This is a genomic window from Parachryseolinea silvisoli (assembly GCF_021190955.1).
Classification (GTDB): domain Bacteria; phylum Bacteroidota; class Bacteroidia; order Cytophagales; family Cyclobacteriaceae; genus Ohtaekwangia; species Ohtaekwangia silvisoli.
The window spans coordinates 1,350,801-1,369,542 of sequence record NZ_JAIOAO010000002.1 but is presented as its reverse complement, the minus strand read 5'-3'; the positions used below and the strand labels follow the sequence as shown (position 1 = coordinate 1,369,542).

The 18,742-nt window shown below is 51.6% G+C and carries 17 protein-coding genes; 7 read left to right on the top strand and 10 right to left on the bottom strand.

Annotated features, from left to right (window positions below; genetic code table 11):
* Window positions 1-7: 7 nt before the first annotated feature.
* On the top strand, window positions 8-886 hold the full coding sequence (locus tag K7P01_RS15725; RefSeq protein WP_267294641.1) for a YicC/YloC family endoribonuclease: 879 nt from the start codon (window positions 8-10) through the stop codon (window positions 884-886).
* A gap of 12 nt (window positions 887-898) precedes the next feature.
* Here the strand turns inward: K7P01_RS15725 and lptC are convergent, their stop codons facing one another.
* Genes lptC through K7P01_RS15710 form a run of 3 tightly spaced genes read right to left on the bottom strand, consistent with a single transcriptional unit; the run spans window position 899 to window position 3,451 of the window.
* On the bottom strand, window positions 899-1,444 hold the full coding sequence (gene lptC, locus K7P01_RS15720) for an LPS export ABC transporter periplasmic protein LptC (protein ID WP_267294639.1): 546 nt from the start codon (window positions 1,442-1,444) through the stop codon (window positions 899-901).
* Window positions 1,445-1,488: 44 nt separating this feature from the next.
* Window positions 1,489-2,748 carry an outer membrane protein transport protein gene (locus K7P01_RS15715; RefSeq protein WP_267294637.1) on the bottom strand — a complete coding sequence of 420 codons (1,260 nt, stop codon included), beginning with the start codon at window positions 2,746-2,748 and terminating at the stop codon, window positions 1,489-1,491.
* Complete coding sequence (locus K7P01_RS15710; protein ID WP_267294635.1) at window positions 2,735-3,451, bottom strand: type III pantothenate kinase; 717 nt, start codon at window positions 3,449-3,451, stop codon at window positions 2,735-2,737. Before K7P01_RS15710 ends, K7P01_RS15715 begins: the two co-directional genes overlap by 14 nt.
* Before the next feature lie 54 nt (window positions 3,452-3,505).
* Here K7P01_RS15710 and K7P01_RS15705 point away from each other — a divergent pair, with 54 nt between their 5' ends.
* Window positions 3,506-4,606: an anhydro-N-acetylmuramic acid kinase gene (locus tag K7P01_RS15705; RefSeq protein ID WP_267294633.1), complete on the top strand. Its 1,101-nt coding sequence runs from the start codon at window positions 3,506-3,508 to the stop codon at window positions 4,604-4,606.
* 126 nt (window positions 4,607-4,732) lie between these two features.
* The gene (locus K7P01_RS15700; protein WP_267294630.1) at window positions 4,733-5,965 is read left to right on the top strand and encodes a Glu/Leu/Phe/Val dehydrogenase dimerization domain-containing protein; all 1,233 of its coding nucleotides are present in this window, start codon (window positions 4,733-4,735) and stop codon (window positions 5,963-5,965) included.
* A gap of 83 nt (window positions 5,966-6,048) precedes the next feature.
* Here K7P01_RS15700 and K7P01_RS15695 read toward each other — a convergent pair whose 3' ends face one another.
* The 4 genes from K7P01_RS15695 to K7P01_RS15680 all read right to left on the bottom strand — a co-directional run bounded on the left by K7P01_RS15695 (window position 6,049) and on the right by K7P01_RS15680 (window position 12,211).
* On the bottom strand, window positions 6,049-7,353 hold the full coding sequence (locus K7P01_RS15695) for a hemolysin family protein (RefSeq protein WP_267294628.1): 1,305 nt from the start codon (window positions 7,351-7,353) through the stop codon (window positions 6,049-6,051).
* Window positions 7,354-7,680: 327 nt separating this feature from the next.
* Window positions 7,681-9,003 (bottom strand): aspartate kinase, encoded by a 1,323-nt coding sequence (locus K7P01_RS15690; RefSeq protein WP_267294626.1) that lies wholly within the window; start codon window positions 9,001-9,003, stop codon window positions 7,681-7,683.
* A 210-nt stretch (window positions 9,004-9,213) separates the two neighbouring features.
* Window positions 9,214-11,133, bottom strand: a complete 1,920-nt coding sequence (dnaK, locus tag K7P01_RS15685) for a molecular chaperone DnaK (protein WP_267294624.1) — start codon at window positions 11,131-11,133, stop codon at window positions 9,214-9,216.
* A gap of 106 nt (window positions 11,134-11,239) precedes the next feature.
* The gene (locus K7P01_RS15680) at window positions 11,240-12,211 is read right to left on the bottom strand and encodes an aldo/keto reductase (RefSeq protein ID WP_267294622.1); all 972 of its coding nucleotides are present in this window, start codon (window positions 12,209-12,211) and stop codon (window positions 11,240-11,242) included.
* 97 nt (window positions 12,212-12,308) lie between these two features.
* On the opposite strand from K7P01_RS15680, the gene K7P01_RS15675 reads away from it, so the two are divergent.
* Genes K7P01_RS15675 through K7P01_RS15660 form a run of 4 tightly spaced genes read left to right on the top strand, consistent with a single transcriptional unit; the run spans window position 12,309 to window position 15,477 of the window.
* Entirely contained in the window at window positions 12,309-13,886 is a 1,578-nt protein-coding gene (locus K7P01_RS15675; RefSeq protein WP_267294620.1) for a peptide chain release factor 3, read from the top strand.
* Between the two features lie 15 nt (window positions 13,887-13,901).
* Window positions 13,902-14,579 carry an RluA family pseudouridine synthase gene (locus K7P01_RS15670; RefSeq protein WP_267294618.1) on the top strand — a complete coding sequence of 226 codons (678 nt, stop codon included), beginning with the start codon at window positions 13,902-13,904 and terminating at the stop codon, window positions 14,577-14,579.
* Window positions 14,580-14,590: 11 nt separating this feature from the next.
* Window positions 14,591-14,914 carry a DUF6787 family protein gene (locus K7P01_RS15665; protein WP_267294616.1) on the top strand — a complete coding sequence of 108 codons (324 nt, stop codon included), beginning with the start codon at window positions 14,591-14,593 and terminating at the stop codon, window positions 14,912-14,914.
* A gap of 8 nt (window positions 14,915-14,922) precedes the next feature.
* Window positions 14,923-15,477: a hypothetical protein gene (locus K7P01_RS15660; protein ID WP_267294614.1), complete on the top strand. Its 555-nt coding sequence runs from the start codon at window positions 14,923-14,925 to the stop codon at window positions 15,475-15,477.
* A 77-nt stretch (window positions 15,478-15,554) separates the two neighbouring features.
* On the opposite strand, the gene atpC is transcribed toward K7P01_RS15660, so the two are convergent.
* The 3 genes from atpC to K7P01_RS15645 form a co-directional block, all read right to left on the bottom strand.
* Window positions 15,555-15,800: an ATP synthase F1 subunit epsilon gene (gene atpC, locus K7P01_RS15655; RefSeq protein ID WP_267294611.1), complete on the bottom strand. Its 246-nt coding sequence runs from the start codon at window positions 15,798-15,800 to the stop codon at window positions 15,555-15,557.
* Between the two features lie 67 nt (window positions 15,801-15,867).
* Window positions 15,868-17,376 (bottom strand): F0F1 ATP synthase subunit beta, encoded by a 1,509-nt coding sequence (atpD, locus tag K7P01_RS15650; RefSeq protein ID WP_267294609.1) that lies wholly within the window; start codon window positions 17,374-17,376, stop codon window positions 15,868-15,870.
* A 109-nt stretch (window positions 17,377-17,485) separates the two neighbouring features.
* Window positions 17,486-18,742: a sensor histidine kinase gene (locus K7P01_RS15645; RefSeq protein WP_267294607.1), complete on the bottom strand. Its 1,257-nt coding sequence runs from the start codon at window positions 18,740-18,742 to the stop codon at window positions 17,486-17,488.

The following is an 18,742-nucleotide window of genomic DNA, read 5'->3' as shown; positions in this document are numbered from 1 at the left end:
GAGCTCTATGATAAAATCCATGACAGGCTTCGGCCAGTCGACATACGATGACGGCCAGCGGCAAATCAGCGTAGAAATAAAAAGCCTTAACTCCAAGTTTCTGGATTTGAACCTCCGGCTTCCCAAGCTATTCTCCGAAAAGGAGATCGAGCTTAGAAACCTGGTGAGCGAAAAGCTCGAGCGTGGCAAAGTCTCTATCGTCGTAGAGTATCAACGCTATGGCGACACCAGTTTAAAACAATCCTATAACGAAGCACTCTTTGTCGCGTATTACAGCGAGCTCAAAAAACTGGCCGACCGTGTTGTGGCGCCGTATGACAATCTGTTTCAACTAGCCCTCTCCTCACCCGACGTTATTCAAAGCAGCCAGAAGGAAGAAGGTAATGACGAGGAGTGGAATATCATTCGCAAGCTCCTGAACGAGTCCATACAAAAGTGCGATCAATTCCGGAAGGCGGAAGGCGACGTGCTCGGTAAGATGTTGAAGGATTGCTGCGCCCTGATCGGCGAAGAGCTGAAGAATGTAGAAGCACTCGACCCCAAGCGCGTACAGCGCATCCGTGAGAAGCTCAAAGGAAATGTCGACGCCTTTTTCGGTGAAGAAGGATATGATACCAACCGGCTCGAACAAGAGATTATCTTTTACGTCGAGAAGCTGGACATCAACGAAGAAAAAGTCCGTCTCAAGTCACACCTGAACTATTTCATTGGAATATTGCAAGAGGGTCAGTCCAACGGCAAGAAGCTGGGCTTTATTTCGCAGGAGATTGGCCGCGAGATCAACACCATCGGTTCTAAGGCCAACGATGCGGAGATTCAAAAGCACGTGGTGGTGATGAAGGAAGAGCTGGAGAAAATCAAGGAGCAATTAAACAACGTGCTTTGATCGAGCGGAATATTACTGCTCTCCCTCGTACCCGACGTCGCCGTAAGGATGCGTAATGACATAGTCGGAAAGGTCTTGTTTGGCATCCAGCCCCGTTCCATAGATCACATCGTCCTGCATTTTGATCGTGACAAACTGCTCGGTGTAGATTTTCTGATCGGTCTGTTTCCAGAAGAGCTCTTCGGTATTCAGCTGTTCTTTCTTGGCAATATTTTTAACTTCTACTTTGCCGCGCCCGCGCCATAGATTCTGTTCTTTAAAGAAGTAGGCGTTGTTGGCCTTTAACGTTGACTCCAGGGCTCCTTCTTCGGTATAAAATTCCAGGTAGACGCCTTTTGGAAATTCGCGATCGCCACTCAAAAACTCGTATACCAGTGCGGCCTGCATTTTCACTTTGACGTGATCATTCTCGGTATAAAACATTTCCATGTTCTCTACCTCGCGCAGCGGCCCTTTGTATTCCAAAGGCTCTTTGGCCTCCGGCTGGTCGCAGGCGATCAGGGAAACAGCTACAAACACTATGGACAGGTATCGCATCATATAAAATCGAAAGGCCATAACATTACGGCCTTTCATTATTTGTACTATTTCAAAAAAGGCGCTTAGTCAAACTTACGCTTGATGAACCAGGTATCATTAAAAGTTATGCCAAAATAGATCTTGACGTAGCTTTCTTCCAGGATATTTTGCGCACGATCACCCCGACGCCCCATTTTAAAGGCAATGTTGACGTTCGACCGGCCGGCCGGTAACGACATGCCCACGCTTGCACCGTAGTCCTTTACTGCTTTACCATTGGGCAGGAAGGGGTATTGTTCCAGGCTTAGCCCACCGCGGTAGGTGATCCGCTTCAGGTAACTACCCAGCGCCACGGGATCGGGCGTGATCTCGCCGCCTAATGCTACGCGCCACGACTTGCCAAGACCTTCGTCGTCGGTGTTAACGCTCTTAAAATCGGACCAGTCCTGGTACATAAACTCGGTAGCTATGCTCCACTTCAGACCACGGCTTAACGCTAGCCCCACAGTAATCGAGGAGGGGATATCAATGTTGCCCCGAGTGCTTGACAGCGGATAAATGTCTGACGTATCGCCAGCGGCGTTCACCGCATAGAATCGGTCTTTCATTTTGGCTTTCAGCGAAGTGCCTAGATTATAGACAACGCCCGCGCTGAAACGGTAGTTCTTTCCCCAGAGGGAGTCGCGGCTAAACGAATAGCCAACGCCAAAATTAAAGTCCGAGACACTTGTCTTTTCTTCGCGTGTCACTACGGTGGGCGTGCGGTCTAACTGATCAGAATATATGTTTTCGATCGGGCCGAAAATATACGAAGCACGTAGCCCTACGCTCATTTCTTTGTTGATCCGAACGCCGTTAGACCAGTACAGTTGCGTAAGCCCCCCGCTTGCCGACTCGCTGTAATAGGCCTTTCGGTTGTCGTCGTCCACAAAAGTGGTATCGTATTGAAATGAAAAATCAACATTGGTATAGGGCATCAGCCCCACAGACGTTGTCCATCTGTTCGTCTTGATGGGAAACGCTGTCACCAGGTAGCTCATGTTGCCACCAGTGCTTTTTTCGCTCAGCTCAGCGCTTTTGATCTTGCGCTGCTCGTACACCATACCTGCTTCAAACGACGTGAGAGAATTGAACACCAGCAAGGCGGGGTTTTGGTTATTGATATACCAGAATTGCGGTTGGGCCACGCCGGTACCCGCCACGCCCTGGTTGTGGATGAGCGAATTGCCATAGGGATCTCCGATGCCGAAGTTGGTAAAAGGTGAGCTTGCTGCCTGACCCCACACATCTGCGGACGTTACCACAACAATACCCAGAAAGAGAAGCTTTTTAAAGACTGACATTATAGATCAAAATGCTGTTTAATCCGCTGAGAACCAGTTCAGGGCTCGCAAATATGGACGCTTTAAGTTTGTTTTCAAAAAATAGGGCATCACCCCCGCACAAAATCACCTGCAAACCTTCAAATTTCTCCTGGTAGCGGCGAATTATGCCATCCACTTCTTCCAGAAGACCGTAGATCACACCGCTTTGCATGCATGTTTCGGTGCTGTTGCCGATCAAATCGACCGTATCCGCTGCTTGCACTAACGGCAAACGGGCGGTAAACGTGTGCATGGCTTCAAAGCGCATGTTCAGGCCGGGCGAAATTCCGCCGCCGTGGTACGCTCCCGTGCGGTCCAGAAAGTCGTACGTAATGCACGTGCCCGCGTCAATGACCAGGCAAGGACTGCCTGGAAACAGCTGCTGCGCACCGCAAACCCCTGCCAGTCTGTCCACCCCCAGCGTATGCGGTGTGGCATACAAGTTCCGGATGGGGAGTGGCAACGAGTGGTGCAGCACAAATTTCTTTTGGGCCGCGGTCCAGCTTGCCACGCGGGCGGCATCGGCATTTACCGAGCTTATGATGAAATGAACCGCCGGAAAGTTCTGTAGAAATTGCTGCAAAGCATCTTCTTCGCGAAATATGTGCTTCTCCTGCAGGACCGTCCCTTCAAATATCCCCACCTTGGCTGATGAGTTCCCATAATCAACCACTATATTCATGCCGTTTGAAAATTTACAGTTTTGGCCGCGATGCCGACAGACCACTTCAAAAGTATGGATTCAAAGAACAACTCTAAAAAAGATGTGTACAAAGTCCTCGGCCTGATGTCGGGCACATCCCTGGATGGTTTGGACCTTGCCTACTGTACGTTCAAACGGACCGATGCCGGCTGGACATTTTCCATCGTACAAGCCGAGACGCTGAAATACACATCGCCCTGGCAAAAGAAGCTGAAGGCCGCCCATCAGCTCAGCGGCGAGGCATTAGTCGCCCTGGACGTGGAGTACGGTCATTTCCTGGGGCAGGCGTGCCGCACGTTCCTGAGCAAGCATAAGGTGAACGTAGACTTTATCGCCTCGCATGGTCACACGGTGTTCCACCAGCCCGACAACGGCTTTACACTGCAGATTGGCAACGGCCAGGCCTTGTACACCTCGGCAGAGAAACCCGTCATATACGACTTCCGCGGCCTGGACGTGCTCTACGGCGGGCAAGGTGCACCCCTTGTGCCCGTCGGTGATAAACACCTGTTTCACGAATACGATGTTTGCCTCAACCTGGGGGGTATTGCCAATTTATCGCTCGATGTAAAAGGCAAACGCCTGGCGTGGGATGCTGCCTTTGTAAACATGGGCTTGAATTACCTGGCTGGCAAGGCCGGAAAAGGATATGACGCCGGTGGTGCTATGGCCGCTGAGGGCGAGCTGCATACAGGTCTTTTAAAGTCGCTCACCAAAGCGTATGAGCCGCTGCGCGCGAAAAAGCCCTCGCTCGGCCGCGAGATCTTTGAAAAGAAATTCCGTCCCCTGCTCGACAAAGACACGATAGCCCTACACGACCGCCTGCATACCTTCACGGTCGCCGCGGCACGCGAAGTCGGCGATGCCATTCTGGGAAGCGTGGGCAACCGCGCGGCCAGTGTGCTGTGTACCGGCGGTGGCGCTTTCAACCACTTCTTCATGAGCTGCCTGCTGGAGCATTGCGGTGACCAAATCTCGCTGATCCTTCCGGATGAAACGGTGATCAAATTTAAAGAAGCGCTGGTCTTTGCGTTCCTGGGTGTGTTGCGCAGCCGCAACGAGGTCAACTGCCTGAAGTCGGTTACACTGGCGTCGCGCGATAGTTCCTCCGGCCTCACCGTTGGCCTGGTATAACGCCACCATTCATCGTATACTATATCTATAGGTGTTTCAGCACGCACATTCCGTGCGTGCTTTATTTTGAAGCTCGGCGGTAAACGCGTAAACTCGCAGCTCCTAAACTGAAGCCCTTTTTTCCCCATGAAAGAACTCTTACAGAAATTTGAGAACAAGCGCCCCGAGATTGTCTTTGAATGGAAAGACAGTGAGACTGAAGCCGAAGGTTGGGTCGTCATCAACTCCTTGCGCGGCGGCGCCGCCGGTGGCGGAACACGCATGCGCAAAGGCCTTGACAAACGCGAAGTAGAGTCGCTGGCAAAAACCATGGAGGTAAAGTTTACGGTGTCGGGCCCACCCATCGGCGGTGCAAAGTCCGGTATCAATTTCGATCCTAACGATCCGCGCAAAGCGGGTGTGCTGCAACGGTGGTATGCATCGGTCATGCCGTTGCTGAAGTATTATTATGGCACCGGTGGCGATTTGAATGTAGACGAGATTCACGAGGTAATCCCCATTACGGAAGATGTCGGTATCTGGCATCCACAAGAGGGTGTATTTACCGGGCACTATAAACCAACCGAAGCCCAGAAGGTAAACCGCATTGGGCAGCTGCGCCAGGGCGTGGTGAAAGTTATTGAAGACGAGCAGTTCACGCCTTCTCTACAAAAGAAGTATACCGTGGCCGACATGTGTACCGGCTATGGCGTGGCACAGGCTGTCAAACATTATTATGAATTGTGGGGCGGCAACGTGGCCGGCAAACGCGCCGTGGTACAGGGCTGGGGCAACGTGGGTGCGGCGGCCGGCTTTTACCTGGCACAGATGGGTGTAAAAGTAGTCGGCATTCTCACCCACGAAGGCGGGCTGATCAATCAGGACGGCTTTACGCTGGAAGAGATCCGCCAGCTTGTCACAGATCGCAACGGCAACAGACTGGTGTCGCCCGATCTATTGCCATTTGATGTCGCCAATACGCGCATCTGGGATCTTGCTTTCGAAATCTTTATACCGGCCGCGGCATCGCGGCTCATTACCCGCGAACAGGTAGACCGCATGATGGCCTCGCACCTGGAAGTTTTCTCGTGTGGCGCGAACGTGCCTTTTGCAGATCCGGAGATTTTCTTTGGCCCGACAGGGCTATACGCTGATCAGAAGTTTTCGGTGTTACCAGATTTCATTGCCAACTGTGGCATGGCCCGGGTCTTTGCCTTCTTTATGGAGAGTGAAGTAAAGATGGAGGACGCCGCGATCTTCCAGGATATTGCGCAGACTATCCGGAAGGCATTGGATAGGACGTATGCTGTGAACAAGGGTAAGACGGGGATTGCGCAAGCGTCGTTTGAGCTTTCGCTGAAGCAACTGGTGTCGGCTTAAAACAGCGTGAGTGTGGAGTGTGAGAGCGGAGAAAAACCAGAGCACCATCTTGGCTCTCATACTCCACGCCCGCTTTGTTTCTTCTAGTCTGTATTATGTGTGGGGCTGTCGAGAACGCGCAGCTCTACCAGTTCTGGCAGCGTCTTGGTCATCTTGATGATACGCACCATGTAGCCATCCAGCTCGAATTCTTCGCCTTCGCGCAAGTCGAAAGGCTTATGCTGCAAGAGAAGTCCGGCCAGGGTATCGTAATCTTCCGATTCGGCAAAGGGTATATCCAGCTCTTTGTTGATGTCGTGAATGGGCGACGTGGCAATCACCTGGAAGGTGTTGCCACTCTGGATCACGATCTGCGCTTCGTGGTCGTGTTCGTCCTGAATCTCGCCGACAAGTTCTTCGATGATGTCTTCCATGGTCACAATACCAATGGTGCCACCATACTCGCTGATCACCACCGACATCTGGATCTTCTTGCGTTGAAATTCGCGCAACAGATGGTCGATCGGTTTATTCTCTGTCACGAGATACGGCGGGTGGGCGATCTCCAACAGCGTTTTGTTGGTCTTGTTGATGAAGTGTTGTACAATGTCCTTGCCGGTCACAATACCTTTTATATCGTCCAGGCTGGTGTCGTATATAGGGTAGCGTGAGTACCCTTCCTTGAGCACGATTTGCAGTGCCTGATCCAACGTGGCGGTTACGTTAATAGCCGAGATTTTTATGCGCGGCACCATGACCTGTTTTACAATGCGGTCGTCAAAGTCAAATACATTTTGGATCAGCTCGCGCTCGCTGCTTTCAATGGCGCCACCTTCTTCGCTTTCCGCAATGATGAGTTTCAGTTCTTCTTCGGAGTGAATCTCGTCTTGCTCGTGCATAGGTTTTATACCAAAAATCTTCAGTACCAGATTGGCAAAACCATTCAGCAACGAAATAACGGGCTTACAAATGAAATAAAAGATACGCAGCGGAACAGATACCGCCAGCGTTGTAGAGGTCGGGTAGCGAATGGCTATGGACTTCGGTGCCAGCTCGCCAAAAACGATGTGCAGTACGGTCAGCGTAGCAAAGGCTACCGGCACCGCGATACGATGTGCGAGGGCTTCGTCGAGTGGCAGTCCAAAGGCATCCATAACGTTTAGGATGATACGGGATACGACGTCTTCGCCCACCCAACCAAGACCGAGACTGGCGAGTGTAATGCCCAATTGCGTAGCCGCCAGAAAGCCGTCGAGGTTGTCGATGATGATCTGTGCAGCAGCCTTCCGTGCATTGCCGGCTTGTACAGCAATTTGCGAGGACCGGACTTTAACAATGGCAAATTCGGCAGCAACGAAAAAACCATTTAGCAACACCAGGAAAAGTGTTAAGAAAATATCAAACGCCATAGTGAACGCTAAAACTTCAAAGTTAACGGTTTTGTACCGCTTTTTTTGTGCACCCCGGGGGTTGGCACCCGGCCACCGGGCCGACGCCCGGTTAAAAAGCCCCTACGCAGGAAGATAAGGCGTTTTAGGATGCCAAAATCAGCAAAAAATAACACTGGCTGAAAGTGACAAAACCCCTAAAATCTGCTTTCTACCCTAAAAATCGGGGTTGATAACCGTGAACGGGGTATTTCTTACAAGGGTCAAGAAAACTTACGTGTTACACCAAAAAACACCGGACACCTCTCGCGACGGAAACTGTGTCCGGTGATGATAGTATAGATTCCATTACTTCAGACCGAAGAGCTCTTCGTTGAGCACATTCAAGGCCTTCTCTTTATAGCTCTTGTCGACCAGTACCGTCACGTTGTTTGGGCTACCACCGCAGCATACCATACGCACCGGTATTTCCGAAAGGGCATCAAATACTTTGTTCAGCATACCTTTCTGCTCGGTAATCTTGTTACCGACAATACAGATGATCGCCTGATCTTTATACACTTCGATGGTACCGAATTTCTTCAGCTCCGTTTCAATGGAGGGCAGGTGTGCATCGTTGTCAATGGTTAGGGACACCGATACCTCTGCCGTGGTAATCATATCGATTGACGTCTTATGATTTTCAAACACCTCGAACACACGGCGCAGGAAGCCGTACGCCATCAGCATGCGTGATGACTTGATGTTAATCGCGGTAATACCATCTTTTGCAGCAATGGCTTTGAACGAACCTTCCGTGCCTTTGCTGGTAATGATGGTACCAAAGGCTTTTTCATCCATGGTGTTTTTCAACCGCACCGGTACGTTATATTTCTGCGCGGGGACGATTGTAGACGGGTGCAGAATCTTCGCACCAAAGTAGGCCAGCTCAGACGCTTCGTCAAAGGTCAGTTCGGAGATCGGCACGGTCTTCTTCACGATGCGCGGGTCGTTGTTGTGCATGCCGTCGATGTCGGTCCAGATTTGGATTTCTTCCGCACGGATCGCAGCGCCGATCAGGGAAGCGGTATAATCACTGCCCCCGCGTTTCAGGTTGTCGATCTCATTGCGATGATTACGGCAGATATAGCCTTGGGTGATGATGATCTCTACATTGGCCAGCGAGCTAACGAGCGGCTTCAAACGTTCGGATATTTTTTCCAGCTCGGGCTCTTCATTCTCATCGATGGACATGAAGTATAGCGCCGGCAGTAAGCGCGCGCTGATCTTACGTTCTTGCAGGTGTTGGTAGAACAGCTCGGTAGAGATGAGCTCGCCTTGCGCTAACAGCTCGCGGTATCCTTTGTTGTCGAACTGACCGGCGGCCAGCAGACGAATGAAGATAAAGAAGCGGCTTACGATCTCTTGTCCGATGGCGAGGAAGCCCTCGCTGCCATACAGTTCCTTAATGAATACCTGGTAATGATTTTCCAGGGCCACGATTACTTCCTCCGCCTTGGCGCGTTGTCCCAGCAACAGATGATCACCAATGGCGACGAGTGAATTAGTCGTGCCTGATAAAGCAGAAAGGACAACAATCTTCTTACCGGGAACGCCTGATACAAGGTCCGCAATTTTTTTCATGCGTTCAGGCTTCCCTACTGAGGTGCCTCCGAATTTCATTACTAGCATAAGGACTGTATTTTTTAAAACGCGCAAATATAATGCGTGCGGAAAGACATTCGCCAGAGAACGGGCAACCTTTTATTGGCCAGCAGGCTCTTTTTCAATCCGTTACAAACGAAAGGGCGTTCGTAAGCCGCATTTTCGGGGTAAAAAAAGAAGGCCTTCCGTGGGGAAGGCCTTCCAAACCATTTACTATGTTAAACTAACTTCTCAAGATTATTTCTTGTCGTTTACTTCTTCGTATTCGACATCCGATACGTTGTCAGTCGAATTGTTCGAAGCATTACCGCCCGGGGCACCTGCGCCCGGTGCTGCACCAGGAGCACCACCCGTATTCTGATACATCTCCGTCGTAGCGGCCTGCCATGCTGTGTTCAGTGTGTTCACACCGTTTTCGATGCCTGCCAGGTCTTGCGCCTTGTGTGCTTCTTTCAGCTTCTCGAGTGCACTGTTGATCGCAGCCTTGTTGCTGTCAGAAAGCTTGTCGCCGTATTCTTTCAACTGGCTCTCCGTCTGGAATATCAGTGAGTCAGCCTGGTTGATTTTCTCAGCACGCTCTCTCGTTTTCTTATCGGCATCGGCATTTGCCTGTGCTTCCTGCTTCATCTTGTTGATCTCGGCGTCCGTCAGGCCCGAAGAAGCTTCGATGCGGATCTTCTGCTCCTTGTTGGTGCCTTTGTCTTTAGCCGATACGTGCAGGATACCGTTGGCATCGATATCGAATGTTACTTCGATTTGCGGGATGCCGCGCGGTGCCGGCGGGATACCGTCGAGGTGGAAGCGACCGATGCTACGGTTGTCTTTCGCCATCGGACGTTCACCTTGCAGCACGTGTATCTCTACCGAAGGCTGGCTGTCAGCCGCTGTGGAGAATGTCTCCGACTTCTTCGAAGGAATAGTTGTGTTCGACTCGATCAGTTTGGTCATCACACCACCCAGCGTTTCGATACCCAGCGACAGCGGGGTTACGTCGAGCAGCAGTACGTCTTTTACTTCACCGGTCAATACACCACCCTGGATCGCAGCGCCTACGGCTACTACTTCGTCCGGGTTAACACCTTTCGAAGGCTTCTTACCGAAGAACTTCTCTACTTCCTCCACGATGCGGGGGATACGTGTAGAACCACCGACCAGGATTACTTCGTCGATCTCTGATACGTTAATACCAGCATCTTTTATCGCGAGGCGGCAAGGCTCCAGTGTTCTGCGCACCAGGTCATCTACCAGCTGCTCGAATTTCGCGCGGCTGAGTTTTTTCACCAAGTGTTTGGGCACACCGTCTACCGATGTGATATAGGGCAGGTTGATCTCAGTCTCTTGTGAGCTGGACAACTCGATCTTCGCTTTTTCAGCAGCTTCTTTCAAACGCTGCAGTGCCATCGGGTCTTTACGCAGGTCGACGTTCTCTTCTTTATGGAACTCATCGGCCAGCCAGTTCATGACACGCATATCGAAGTCGTCACCACCGAGGTGCACATCACCATTGGTAGATTTTACTTCAAACACGCCGTCGCCAAGCTCGAGGACGGAAACATCGAATGTGCCACCGCCCAAGTCGTAGACGGCGATCTTCATGTCATTGTTTTTCTTATCCAAACCGTACGCCAGCGCAGCAGCAGTAGGCTCGTTGATGATCCGTTTTACATCCAGGCCTGCGATCTGGCCGGCTTCTTTGGTAGCCTGACGCTCAGCATCGTTAAAGTAGGCAGGTACAGTAATAACGGCCTCTGTTACAGTGGTGCCCAGGTAGTCTTCTGCGGTGCTCTTCATTTTTTGAAGAATCATAGCAGAGATTTCCTGCGGTGTGTAGAGGCGGTCGCCGATACGTACCCGTACCGTGTTGTTGTTGCCACCTTCTACCTGGTACGATACCATTTTCTTTTCGCCTGTTACCTCATCAAACTTCTTACCCATGAAGCGTTTGATCGAGGAAACTGTATTTTGAGGATTGGTAATAGCTTGGCGTTTAGCAGGATCACCTACTTTACGTTCGCCCTTACCGTTATCCAGGAAAGCGACTATAGAAGGTGTGGTTCTTCTACCCTCGCTGTTGGCGATCACCACGGGTTCGTTGCCTTCCATTACGGCTACGCACGAGTTGGTGGTTCCTAAGTCTATTCCAATAATCTTTCCCATGATATTTTCTTTCTGTTGTTTTTAAGGTTGTACAACCCCCTTCTTCAATGGTTATGCCAACCCAATTTTCTCCCCAATAAAATGACACAATGACAGGTCCAATCTTCTATTGCGACCATGATGTGGGCGTTCTGTCCCAGCGGTGTCCTTTCAATGTCTGACGCAACGTTTCTGGCAGCCCCCGGCCATCGCTCGTCGCAATGTTGGCCTCCACGTTACGGATTTTCCGCATTCCGGGGATGATGGTGTGCACGTCGTCGTTGCCCAGAATGAACCGCAACGCCATCTCGGCCATGGTCATGCCCGCGGGGATCAGCGGCCGCAATGCCTCTGCGTGGTCTACGCTGGCATTCAGGTTTTCCGGCACAAAATACGTGGACCGCCAATCGTCGGCAGGGAAGACCGTCTCTTTTGTCAGCATGCCCGTAAGGGTGCCTTCGTCAAACGGCACGCGGGCAATGACTCCGACGCCGAGCTCGCGGCACAACGGGAAGAGGTTGTCTTCCGGCGCCTGGTCAAAAATATTATAGATGACCTGTACCGAGTCGATCAAGCCTGTGCGCAGCGTATTCAACACGTTGTCAGGCTCCCAGCGGTTTACGCTTACGCCAAAGTGCTTCACTTTCCCCTCGCGCTTCAACTTTTCGACCGCGTTCTTCCAGTCGTCGTGGCCGGCCCAACCGTCCTCCCACACGTGGAATTGCTGCAGATCGATGCAATCGACACCGAGATTTTTTAAACTTTTTTCCGTGTATTCAATAATGTGTGACGCCGGGAAGCACTCTTCCAGGGTGAACGATGGCCGAGACGGCCAGGTAAAATTTTTGGCGGGAATCTTCGTGGCGACGTACAGCCGCTTACCGGCATACTGTTTTAAAATGTCTGCCAGGATGTTCTCACTTTTGCCGTTGCCATAGGCCCAGGCGGTGTCAAAAAAGTTGCAGCCCAGGTCGATTGCACGGCCTAGCGACTGCATCACTTCTTTCATGTCAGAGCCCGACCAGCCTGCCAGGCCCCACATGCCGTAACCGATTTCACTTACCTGCCACTGGGTGCGGCCAAACGTTCTATACTTCATACCCTAAAGATTTTGCTTCAAAATAGCACTTTCACATTTCTTTCCCGCCGTATCTTATTCTTCTTTTCTCCTACCTTTGCCGACCGAATTATTACCCATGAGCTTAGAACAGGAAATCGCCAAACGCCGAACCTTTGGCATTATTAGTCACCCGGATGCCGGCAAAACCACGTTGACAGAAAAACTGCTGCTCTTTGGGGGCGCCATTCAAAAAGCCGGCGCCGTGAAATCCAGCAAGATCAAGGACCACGCCCGGTCGGACTGGATGGAGATCGAAAAGCAACGCGGTATCTCCGTCGCCACCTCCGTGATGGGCTTTAACTATAAAGACGTCAAGATCAACCTGCTCGACACCCCGGGTCACCAGGACTTTGCCGAAGACACATACCGGACCCTCACGGCCGTGGACAGTGTGATCATGGTGATCGACTGTGTCAAGGGCGTGGAGATTCAGACAGAAAAACTGATGGAGGTTTGCCGCATGCGCAGCACCCCCGTGATCTGCTTCATCAACAAGCTGGACCGCGAAGGACGCGACCCGTTCGAACTACTGGACGAGATTGAAGAAAAGCTCAACATCAAAGTGCGACCGCTCAGCTGGCCCATCAACATGGGTAAGAATTTTAAAGGAGTCTATAGCGTCTACGAAAAGAGCCTCCACCTTTTTACCTCCAGCAAGACCACGATTGCAGAAGGCATCGAAATAAAAGATATCACGGACACGGTGGTGGACGACTACGTCGGTGAAAACAATGCCAGACAACTACGCGCCGACATCGAGTTGATCGAAGGCGTATATCCCGAGTTTGACGTAAACGCATACCTGAATGGCCGGGTGGCGCCTGTATTTTTTGGCAGCGCGGTGAATAACTTCGGTGTGAAAGAATTGCTTGATGCGTTCATTCGCCTGGCGCCACATCCTATACCACGTGAAACCTCGGTGCGGATTGTCGAGCCTGAGGAGAAAAAGTTCTCCGGCTTTATCTTTAAGATCCACGCCAACATGGATCCCAAGCACCGGAACCGCATTGCCTTCCTACGCATCTGCTCGGGCAAGTTCGAACGCGGCAACAACTACTTCCACGTACGTCAGGACAAGAGCGTGCGTTTCTCCAACGCCACGGCCTTCATGGCACAGGACCGCGAAACGGTAGAAGAAGCCTGGCCAGGCGACATCGTCGGTATCTTTGATACCGGCAACCTCAAGATCGGTGACACACTCACCGAAGGTGAAAAGTTCATGTATACCGGTATCCCAAGCTTCTCACCCGAGATCTTCAAAGAAGTGGTGAACATGGACGCTATGAAAACCAAGCAGCTTGAAAAAGGCTTGCTGCAGTTGATGGAAGAAGGCGTTGCGCAGCTGTTTACGTATGAGCTTGGCAAACGCAAAGTGGTGGGTGTTGTAGGGGCCCTGCAGTTTGAAGTCATTCAGTTCCGTCTGAAAAACGAGTATAACGCCACGGCACAATTTGTGCCGCAGAACATCTATAAAGCATGCTGGATCAGCAGTAAGAATCCGCAGAAGCTGGCAGAGTTTGTTGATTCGAAGCAGCGGCACATTGCCCGTGACAAAGACGACAAGCTGGTCTTTATGGCGGAGTCGCGTGGCTGGTTGCAGATGGTGCAGGACAACTTCCCCGACATTGAATTTCACTTCACGTCCGAGTTCTAGTACACCTTATCCGGTATGCAAGAGCCCTTTGACGTACTCTACGAAGACAACCACCTGTTGATCGTCAACAAGCGGTCGGGCATCCTGGTGCAGGGCGATGCGACGGGCGACACACCCCTGGTCGATCTTTGCAAGGCCTATATCAAAGAAAAGTACGATAAGCCCGGCGCTGTATTTCTGGGCGTGGTGCACCGGCTCGACCGGCCCGTTAGCGGTGTCGTTGTACTGGCGCGTACCTCCAAGTCATTGGAGCGTATGAACGAGCTGTTCCGCATGCGCGAGACGACCAAGATATACTGGGCTATCGTCGGGCAAAAGCCGCCGGAGCAGCAAGGCACGTTGGTGCATTGGCTGCAGAAGGACGAAGTGAAAAACAAAACCACGGCCTACCGTAAAGAAACACCGGGTGCATTGCGATCGGAGCTACACTACCGCGTGTTGACCGGCGCCGCAGGGCATTGGCTGTTGGAAGTACATCCTATCACGGGCAGGTCGCATCAGATACGTGTGCAACTGGCCAGCATGGGCTGTGTCATTGCCGGCGATGTAAAGTATGGTGCTTCCCAGCCCAACGCCGATGGCAGCATTTGCCTGCACGCCCGTAAGCTGACCTTTATGCACCCGGTAAAGAAGGAACCGGTATCGTGCGAGGCACCGATACCCGACGAGGAATTGTGGAGATATTTCCGCTAAATTTAACCGTTATGAATAACAGTTCGTGGATTGAAAAACTCAGACAACGCTGGCAACTCGGCAGCATCTTTCAGGTGGTGGTCGTGTTGGTGGTGTTTGCCTGCACAGGTATCACGATCGCTCTCATCAAGAGGCCTTTACTGCTTTTTTTGTTTGGTGAGTCTGCTGCCGGCTCAACCCTGGTGACCGTTTTATACTATATTTTCATCTTACCGCTCTATAACGTCGTGCTCCTGGCGTATGGCTTTTTATTCGGCCAATTCGACTTTTTCTGGAAATTTGAGAAGCGCTTCCTTGGCAGGATATTTTCCGGCTTCCGGAAAACAAACAAGTAAGAAGCCTTATGAGAAATTATCCACTCCTGGTAGCGGCAGCGCTGCTCTTTGCGGCATGCTCGTCGCCCCGGTATGCCTATCACTTTGATCATTATGATTATAACAGTGGCCGGAAGGCCAATGCACCGCAGCTGCAACTCTTATCCGAAGAAGCACAACCCATCAGCCCGCTGTCTTTAAATGAAAGCACCCTGGTGGCCAGCACTGAGGCCACTCCCATTACGCTGGCCGAGCCGGCGCTGAAAGCCCCGGCGGCCGGGGAAGCCGCCGCCAACCTGTCCAAACGGTATAAAGCCATGACGAAGGACGAGAAGCGGGAGTTTCGCCGGGAGATCAAGAGCCAGGTAAAAGCGTATGTAAAGGCCGTGAAAGCAGGCGATAAGGGCGCTGCAGAAAAGGCGGTGCAGGTAATGGACAACGACCTGAAGCTGGCGATCATTTTTGGTGCCGTCGGTCTGACGCTGACACTCTTTGGCGGCGTAAACGAGGCCTTCTGGGTTCTGGGCGTGATCTCGATTGTGATTGGCGTGGTCTTCCTGATCAAATGGCTGGTGCGTCAATAGTATGTGCCGCACATACCCATAAAAAAAGAGACTGCTTCCAAAAGCAGTCTCTTTTTTTATACCTGTTTGGCGTAAGACTATCCCACCACGCTGTCTGCCAGCACGATAACTTTGTTTTTCAACACTTCCACAACCCCGCCGGTAACTGCAATCTGGTGCGCACCTTCTTTCCCCTTGTACTCTACGGTGCCAGCTTTCAGCAAGCTGATGAGGGGTGCATGGTGATCCATCACCTGGAAGGAGCCATCCTCGCCAGGAAAGGTGGCGATGGACACTTCGCCTTCAAATACTTTTTTCTCGGGAGTTAATATTTCCAGGTGCATTTGTATCGGGTTAAAGGTTACAGGTACAGCGTTGCTTGCAGGCCGTACCTGAAACCTGAAATGAATATTATCCTCTGGCTTCGGCCATGATCTTCTCGCCTTTCTCAACAGCTTGTTCGATGCTGCCGACCAGGTTGAAGGCCATTTCCGGCAGGTGGTCATAGTGACCGTCCATGATGCCGTTGAAGCCCTTAATGGTGTCTTTAATGTCTACGAGCACACCTTTCAGACCGGTAAAGGCTTCTGCCACGTGGAAAGGCTGTGACAGGAAGCGCTGCACACGGCGGGCGCGGGTTACGACCAGCTTGTCTTCATCGCTAAGCTCGTCCATACCGAGGATGGCGATGATGTCTTGCAGTTCTTTGTAGCGCTGCAGAATGCTCTTCACGCGCTGTGCGCAGTCGTAGTGCTCGTCGCCTACGATCTCCGGACGCAAAATCCGTGAGGTAGAGTCCAACGGGTCTACGGCCGGGTAGATACCCAGCTCGGAGATTTTACGGCTCAATACGGTAGTAGCGTCCAAGTGAGCGAAGGTCGTTGCCGGCGCAGGGTCGGTCAAGTCATCGGCCGGCACGTATACTGCTTGTACAGAAGTAATAGAACCATTTTTAGTCGATGTGATACGCTCTTGCATGGCACCCATTTCGGTTGCCAGGGTAGGCTGATATCCTACGGCGGAAGGCATACGGCCGAGGAGGGCCGATACTTCAGAACCTGCTTGTGTGAAACGGAAGATGTTATCTACGAAGAACAGGATGTCGCGGCCTTTACCTTTGCCATCACCATCGCGGAAATATTCCGCTACGGTCAGACCCGACAGGGCCACGCGCGCACGCGCTCCGGGAGGCTCGTTCATCTGTCCGAACACGAAGGTTGCCTTCGAGTCAGCCAGACCTTTTTCGTCTACTTTGGAAAGATCCCAGCCACCGGCGTGCAGGGACTTGTTAAATTCTTCACCGTAGTTCACGATGCCTGCTTCGATCATTTCACGCAGCAAGTCGTTTCCTTCGCGGGTTCTTTCACCCACACCGGCAAATACAGAGAGACCAGAATATGCTTTTGCGATGTTGTTGATCAGTTCCTGGATCAATACGGTCTTGCCTACACCGGCACCACCAAACAATCCAATCTTACCACCCTTTGCGTAGGGCTCGATCAAGTCGATAACTTTAATACCGGTGAACAGTACTTCGGTCGCCGTGGAAAGATCCTCAAAACGGGGCGCCGAACGGTGAATGGGCAGGGACTGCGTACCTTTTGGTTGCTTGATCCCGTCAATGGCCTCACCGATTACGTTGAAAAGACGGCCTTTAATATCGTCACCCACCGGCATGCGAATTGGCGAGCCGGTATCCTCCACTTTCATTCCCCGCACAAGGCCTTCTGTTCCTTCCATGGAGATGGTACGAACGCGGTCTTCGCCAAGGTGCTGCTGGCACTCCAAAACGACTTTGGTACCGTCACCTTTCATTACTATAAGGGAGTCCAGGATGTTGGGTAACTTTGCCCCTTCGCCGTCAAAGGCGACGTCTACGACTGGGCCAATTACCTGGGTGATCTTTCCAATATTTGCCATTGTATGTTGTTTTCGAATTCAGGGTCTGATTCAGGGTTCTGAAATCGACCGCAAAAGTAGCCGTTTGGGCAAAAAGAACAAAGAGCGCCAGCTGAATTATTCCTCCTTTTTAAGCTGTCGGCAGCGGCCCTTGCACAAAGCTCTCCGGTGCCGCATTTAGCACGATGCGGAACGTAGTTCCCTGGCTCTCTTCCGAGCTTTTTACAAAGATCTTACCGTTGTGGTAGGTGTCGATAATGCGCCGGGCCAGCGCAAGGCCCAGGCCCCAGCCCCGTTTTTTTGTAGTAAAGCCAGGCCGAAACACCATACTGATTTTCGACCGGGGTATACCCTTGCCCGTGTCCGACACATCGATAAAGACCTTGCCTTCGTTGCCCCGCAGGACCTTAATAGCAATGGTACCAGAGTTCCCCATCGCATCCACCGCATTTTTGCAAAGGTTTTCAATGACCCATTCAAACAGCGGTGCATGCACATCCGCATCGATATGGTCTGACAGGGTAAATACTTCAATGCGTATTTTGGCAGAAACACGTGGTCGAAGGTAATTTACGACATTATTAACCAGCGACACGATGTTCTCACGTTTCAGTGTAGGCACCGAACCAATGCTGGAAAACCGCTCGGTCACAATCCGCAGTTTGTACACATCTTTTTCAAGCTCCTCTACGATACCCCGTTGGTTTATGGCAGGATCTTCCCGCAACACCTCCACCCATGCCATCAACGACGACAGCGGTGTACCCAACTGGTGGGCTGTCTCTTTCGCCAGGCCTACCCACACCCGGTTTTGCTCGGCTGCCTTGGAGTAGCTAAACGCCAGATAGGAAATGAAAGCAAAGATTGCGATGACGGACAACTGAATGTAGGGATAGGCAATCAGCTGAATCAACAGGAAAGAATTCTTATAGTAAATATATTGTACGCCAAACACCTCCCCTGTTTGGGAATCGCGCAACGTGACGGTGATGGGCTCGTAGGTCGTCTTCATGGTTTCCATGGCGTCGGCCAGGAAAGCATCCTTGCGTTTGGTGGACCAGGTCTCTACCAGGTCAAGGTTGCGGTATGACAGAACGTTACCTTTCTCGTCGGCCAGTATGATGGGGATCGAGTTGTTTTGAAAGAGAATCTCTTGCGCAATGAAGTTTACATCGCCGCCGGTATCGTCTTCGTTGGCGGTATATTCTATTGCTTTAGCATATAGTTGCACCTGCTGCCGCTCGCGGCCTTTCAGCTGGTCGACAAGTATTTTAGTATAATAAATGGATCCTCCACTGATCAGGACAGCGACGCCCAGCACGATCCACTTGGCGGCGGAATTGTTCTGATAAAATGCCAGTCCCGGTATTGAAGACTTTTTACTCAT

Excerpts from the sequence above, each read along its gene's own strand:
- K7P01_RS15725 (WP_267294641.1), top strand. The coding sequence starts at position 8 with ATGATAAAATCCATGACAGGCTTCGGCCAGTCGACATACGATGACGGC.
- lptC (WP_267294639.1), bottom strand. The coding sequence starts at position 1,444 with ATGGCCTTTCGATTTTATATGATGCGATACCTGTCCATAGTGTTTGTA.
- K7P01_RS15715 (WP_267294637.1), bottom strand. The coding sequence starts at position 2,748 with ATGTCAGTCTTTAAAAAGCTTCTCTTTCTGGGTATTGTTGTGGTAACG.
- K7P01_RS15710 (WP_267294635.1), bottom strand. The coding sequence starts at position 3,451 with ATGAATATAGTGGTTGATTATGGGAACTCATCAGCCAAGGTGGGGATA.
- K7P01_RS15705 (WP_267294633.1), top strand. The coding sequence starts at position 3,506 with ATGGATTCAAAGAACAACTCTAAAAAAGATGTGTACAAAGTCCTCGGC.
- K7P01_RS15700 (WP_267294630.1), top strand. The coding sequence starts at position 4,733 with ATGAAAGAACTCTTACAGAAATTTGAGAACAAGCGCCCCGAGATTGTC.
- K7P01_RS15695 (WP_267294628.1), bottom strand. The coding sequence starts at position 7,353 with ATGGCGTTTGATATTTTCTTAACACTTTTCCTGGTGTTGCTAAATGGT.
- K7P01_RS15690 (WP_267294626.1), bottom strand. The coding sequence starts at position 9,003 with ATGCTAGTAATGAAATTCGGAGGCACCTCAGTAGGGAAGCCTGAACGC.
- dnaK (WP_267294624.1), bottom strand. The coding sequence starts at position 11,133 with ATGGGAAAGATTATTGGAATAGACTTAGGAACCACCAACTCGTGCGTA.
- K7P01_RS15680 (WP_267294622.1), bottom strand. The coding sequence starts at position 12,211 with ATGAAGTATAGAACGTTTGGCCGCACCCAGTGGCAGGTAAGTGAAATC.
- K7P01_RS15675 (WP_267294620.1), top strand. The coding sequence starts at position 12,309 with ATGAGCTTAGAACAGGAAATCGCCAAACGCCGAACCTTTGGCATTATT.
- K7P01_RS15670 (WP_267294618.1), top strand. The coding sequence starts at position 13,902 with ATGCAAGAGCCCTTTGACGTACTCTACGAAGACAACCACCTGTTGATC.
- K7P01_RS15665 (WP_267294616.1), top strand. The coding sequence starts at position 14,591 with ATGAATAACAGTTCGTGGATTGAAAAACTCAGACAACGCTGGCAACTC.
- K7P01_RS15660 (WP_267294614.1), top strand. The coding sequence starts at position 14,923 with ATGAGAAATTATCCACTCCTGGTAGCGGCAGCGCTGCTCTTTGCGGCA.
- atpC (WP_267294611.1), bottom strand. The coding sequence starts at position 15,800 with ATGCACCTGGAAATATTAACTCCCGAGAAAAAAGTATTTGAAGGCGAA.
- atpD (WP_267294609.1), bottom strand. The coding sequence starts at position 17,376 with ATGGCAAATATTGGAAAGATCACCCAGGTAATTGGCCCAGTCGTAGAC.
- K7P01_RS15645 (WP_267294607.1), bottom strand. The coding sequence starts at position 18,742 with ATGAGTAAAAAGTCTTCAATACCGGGACTGGCATTTTATCAGAACAAT.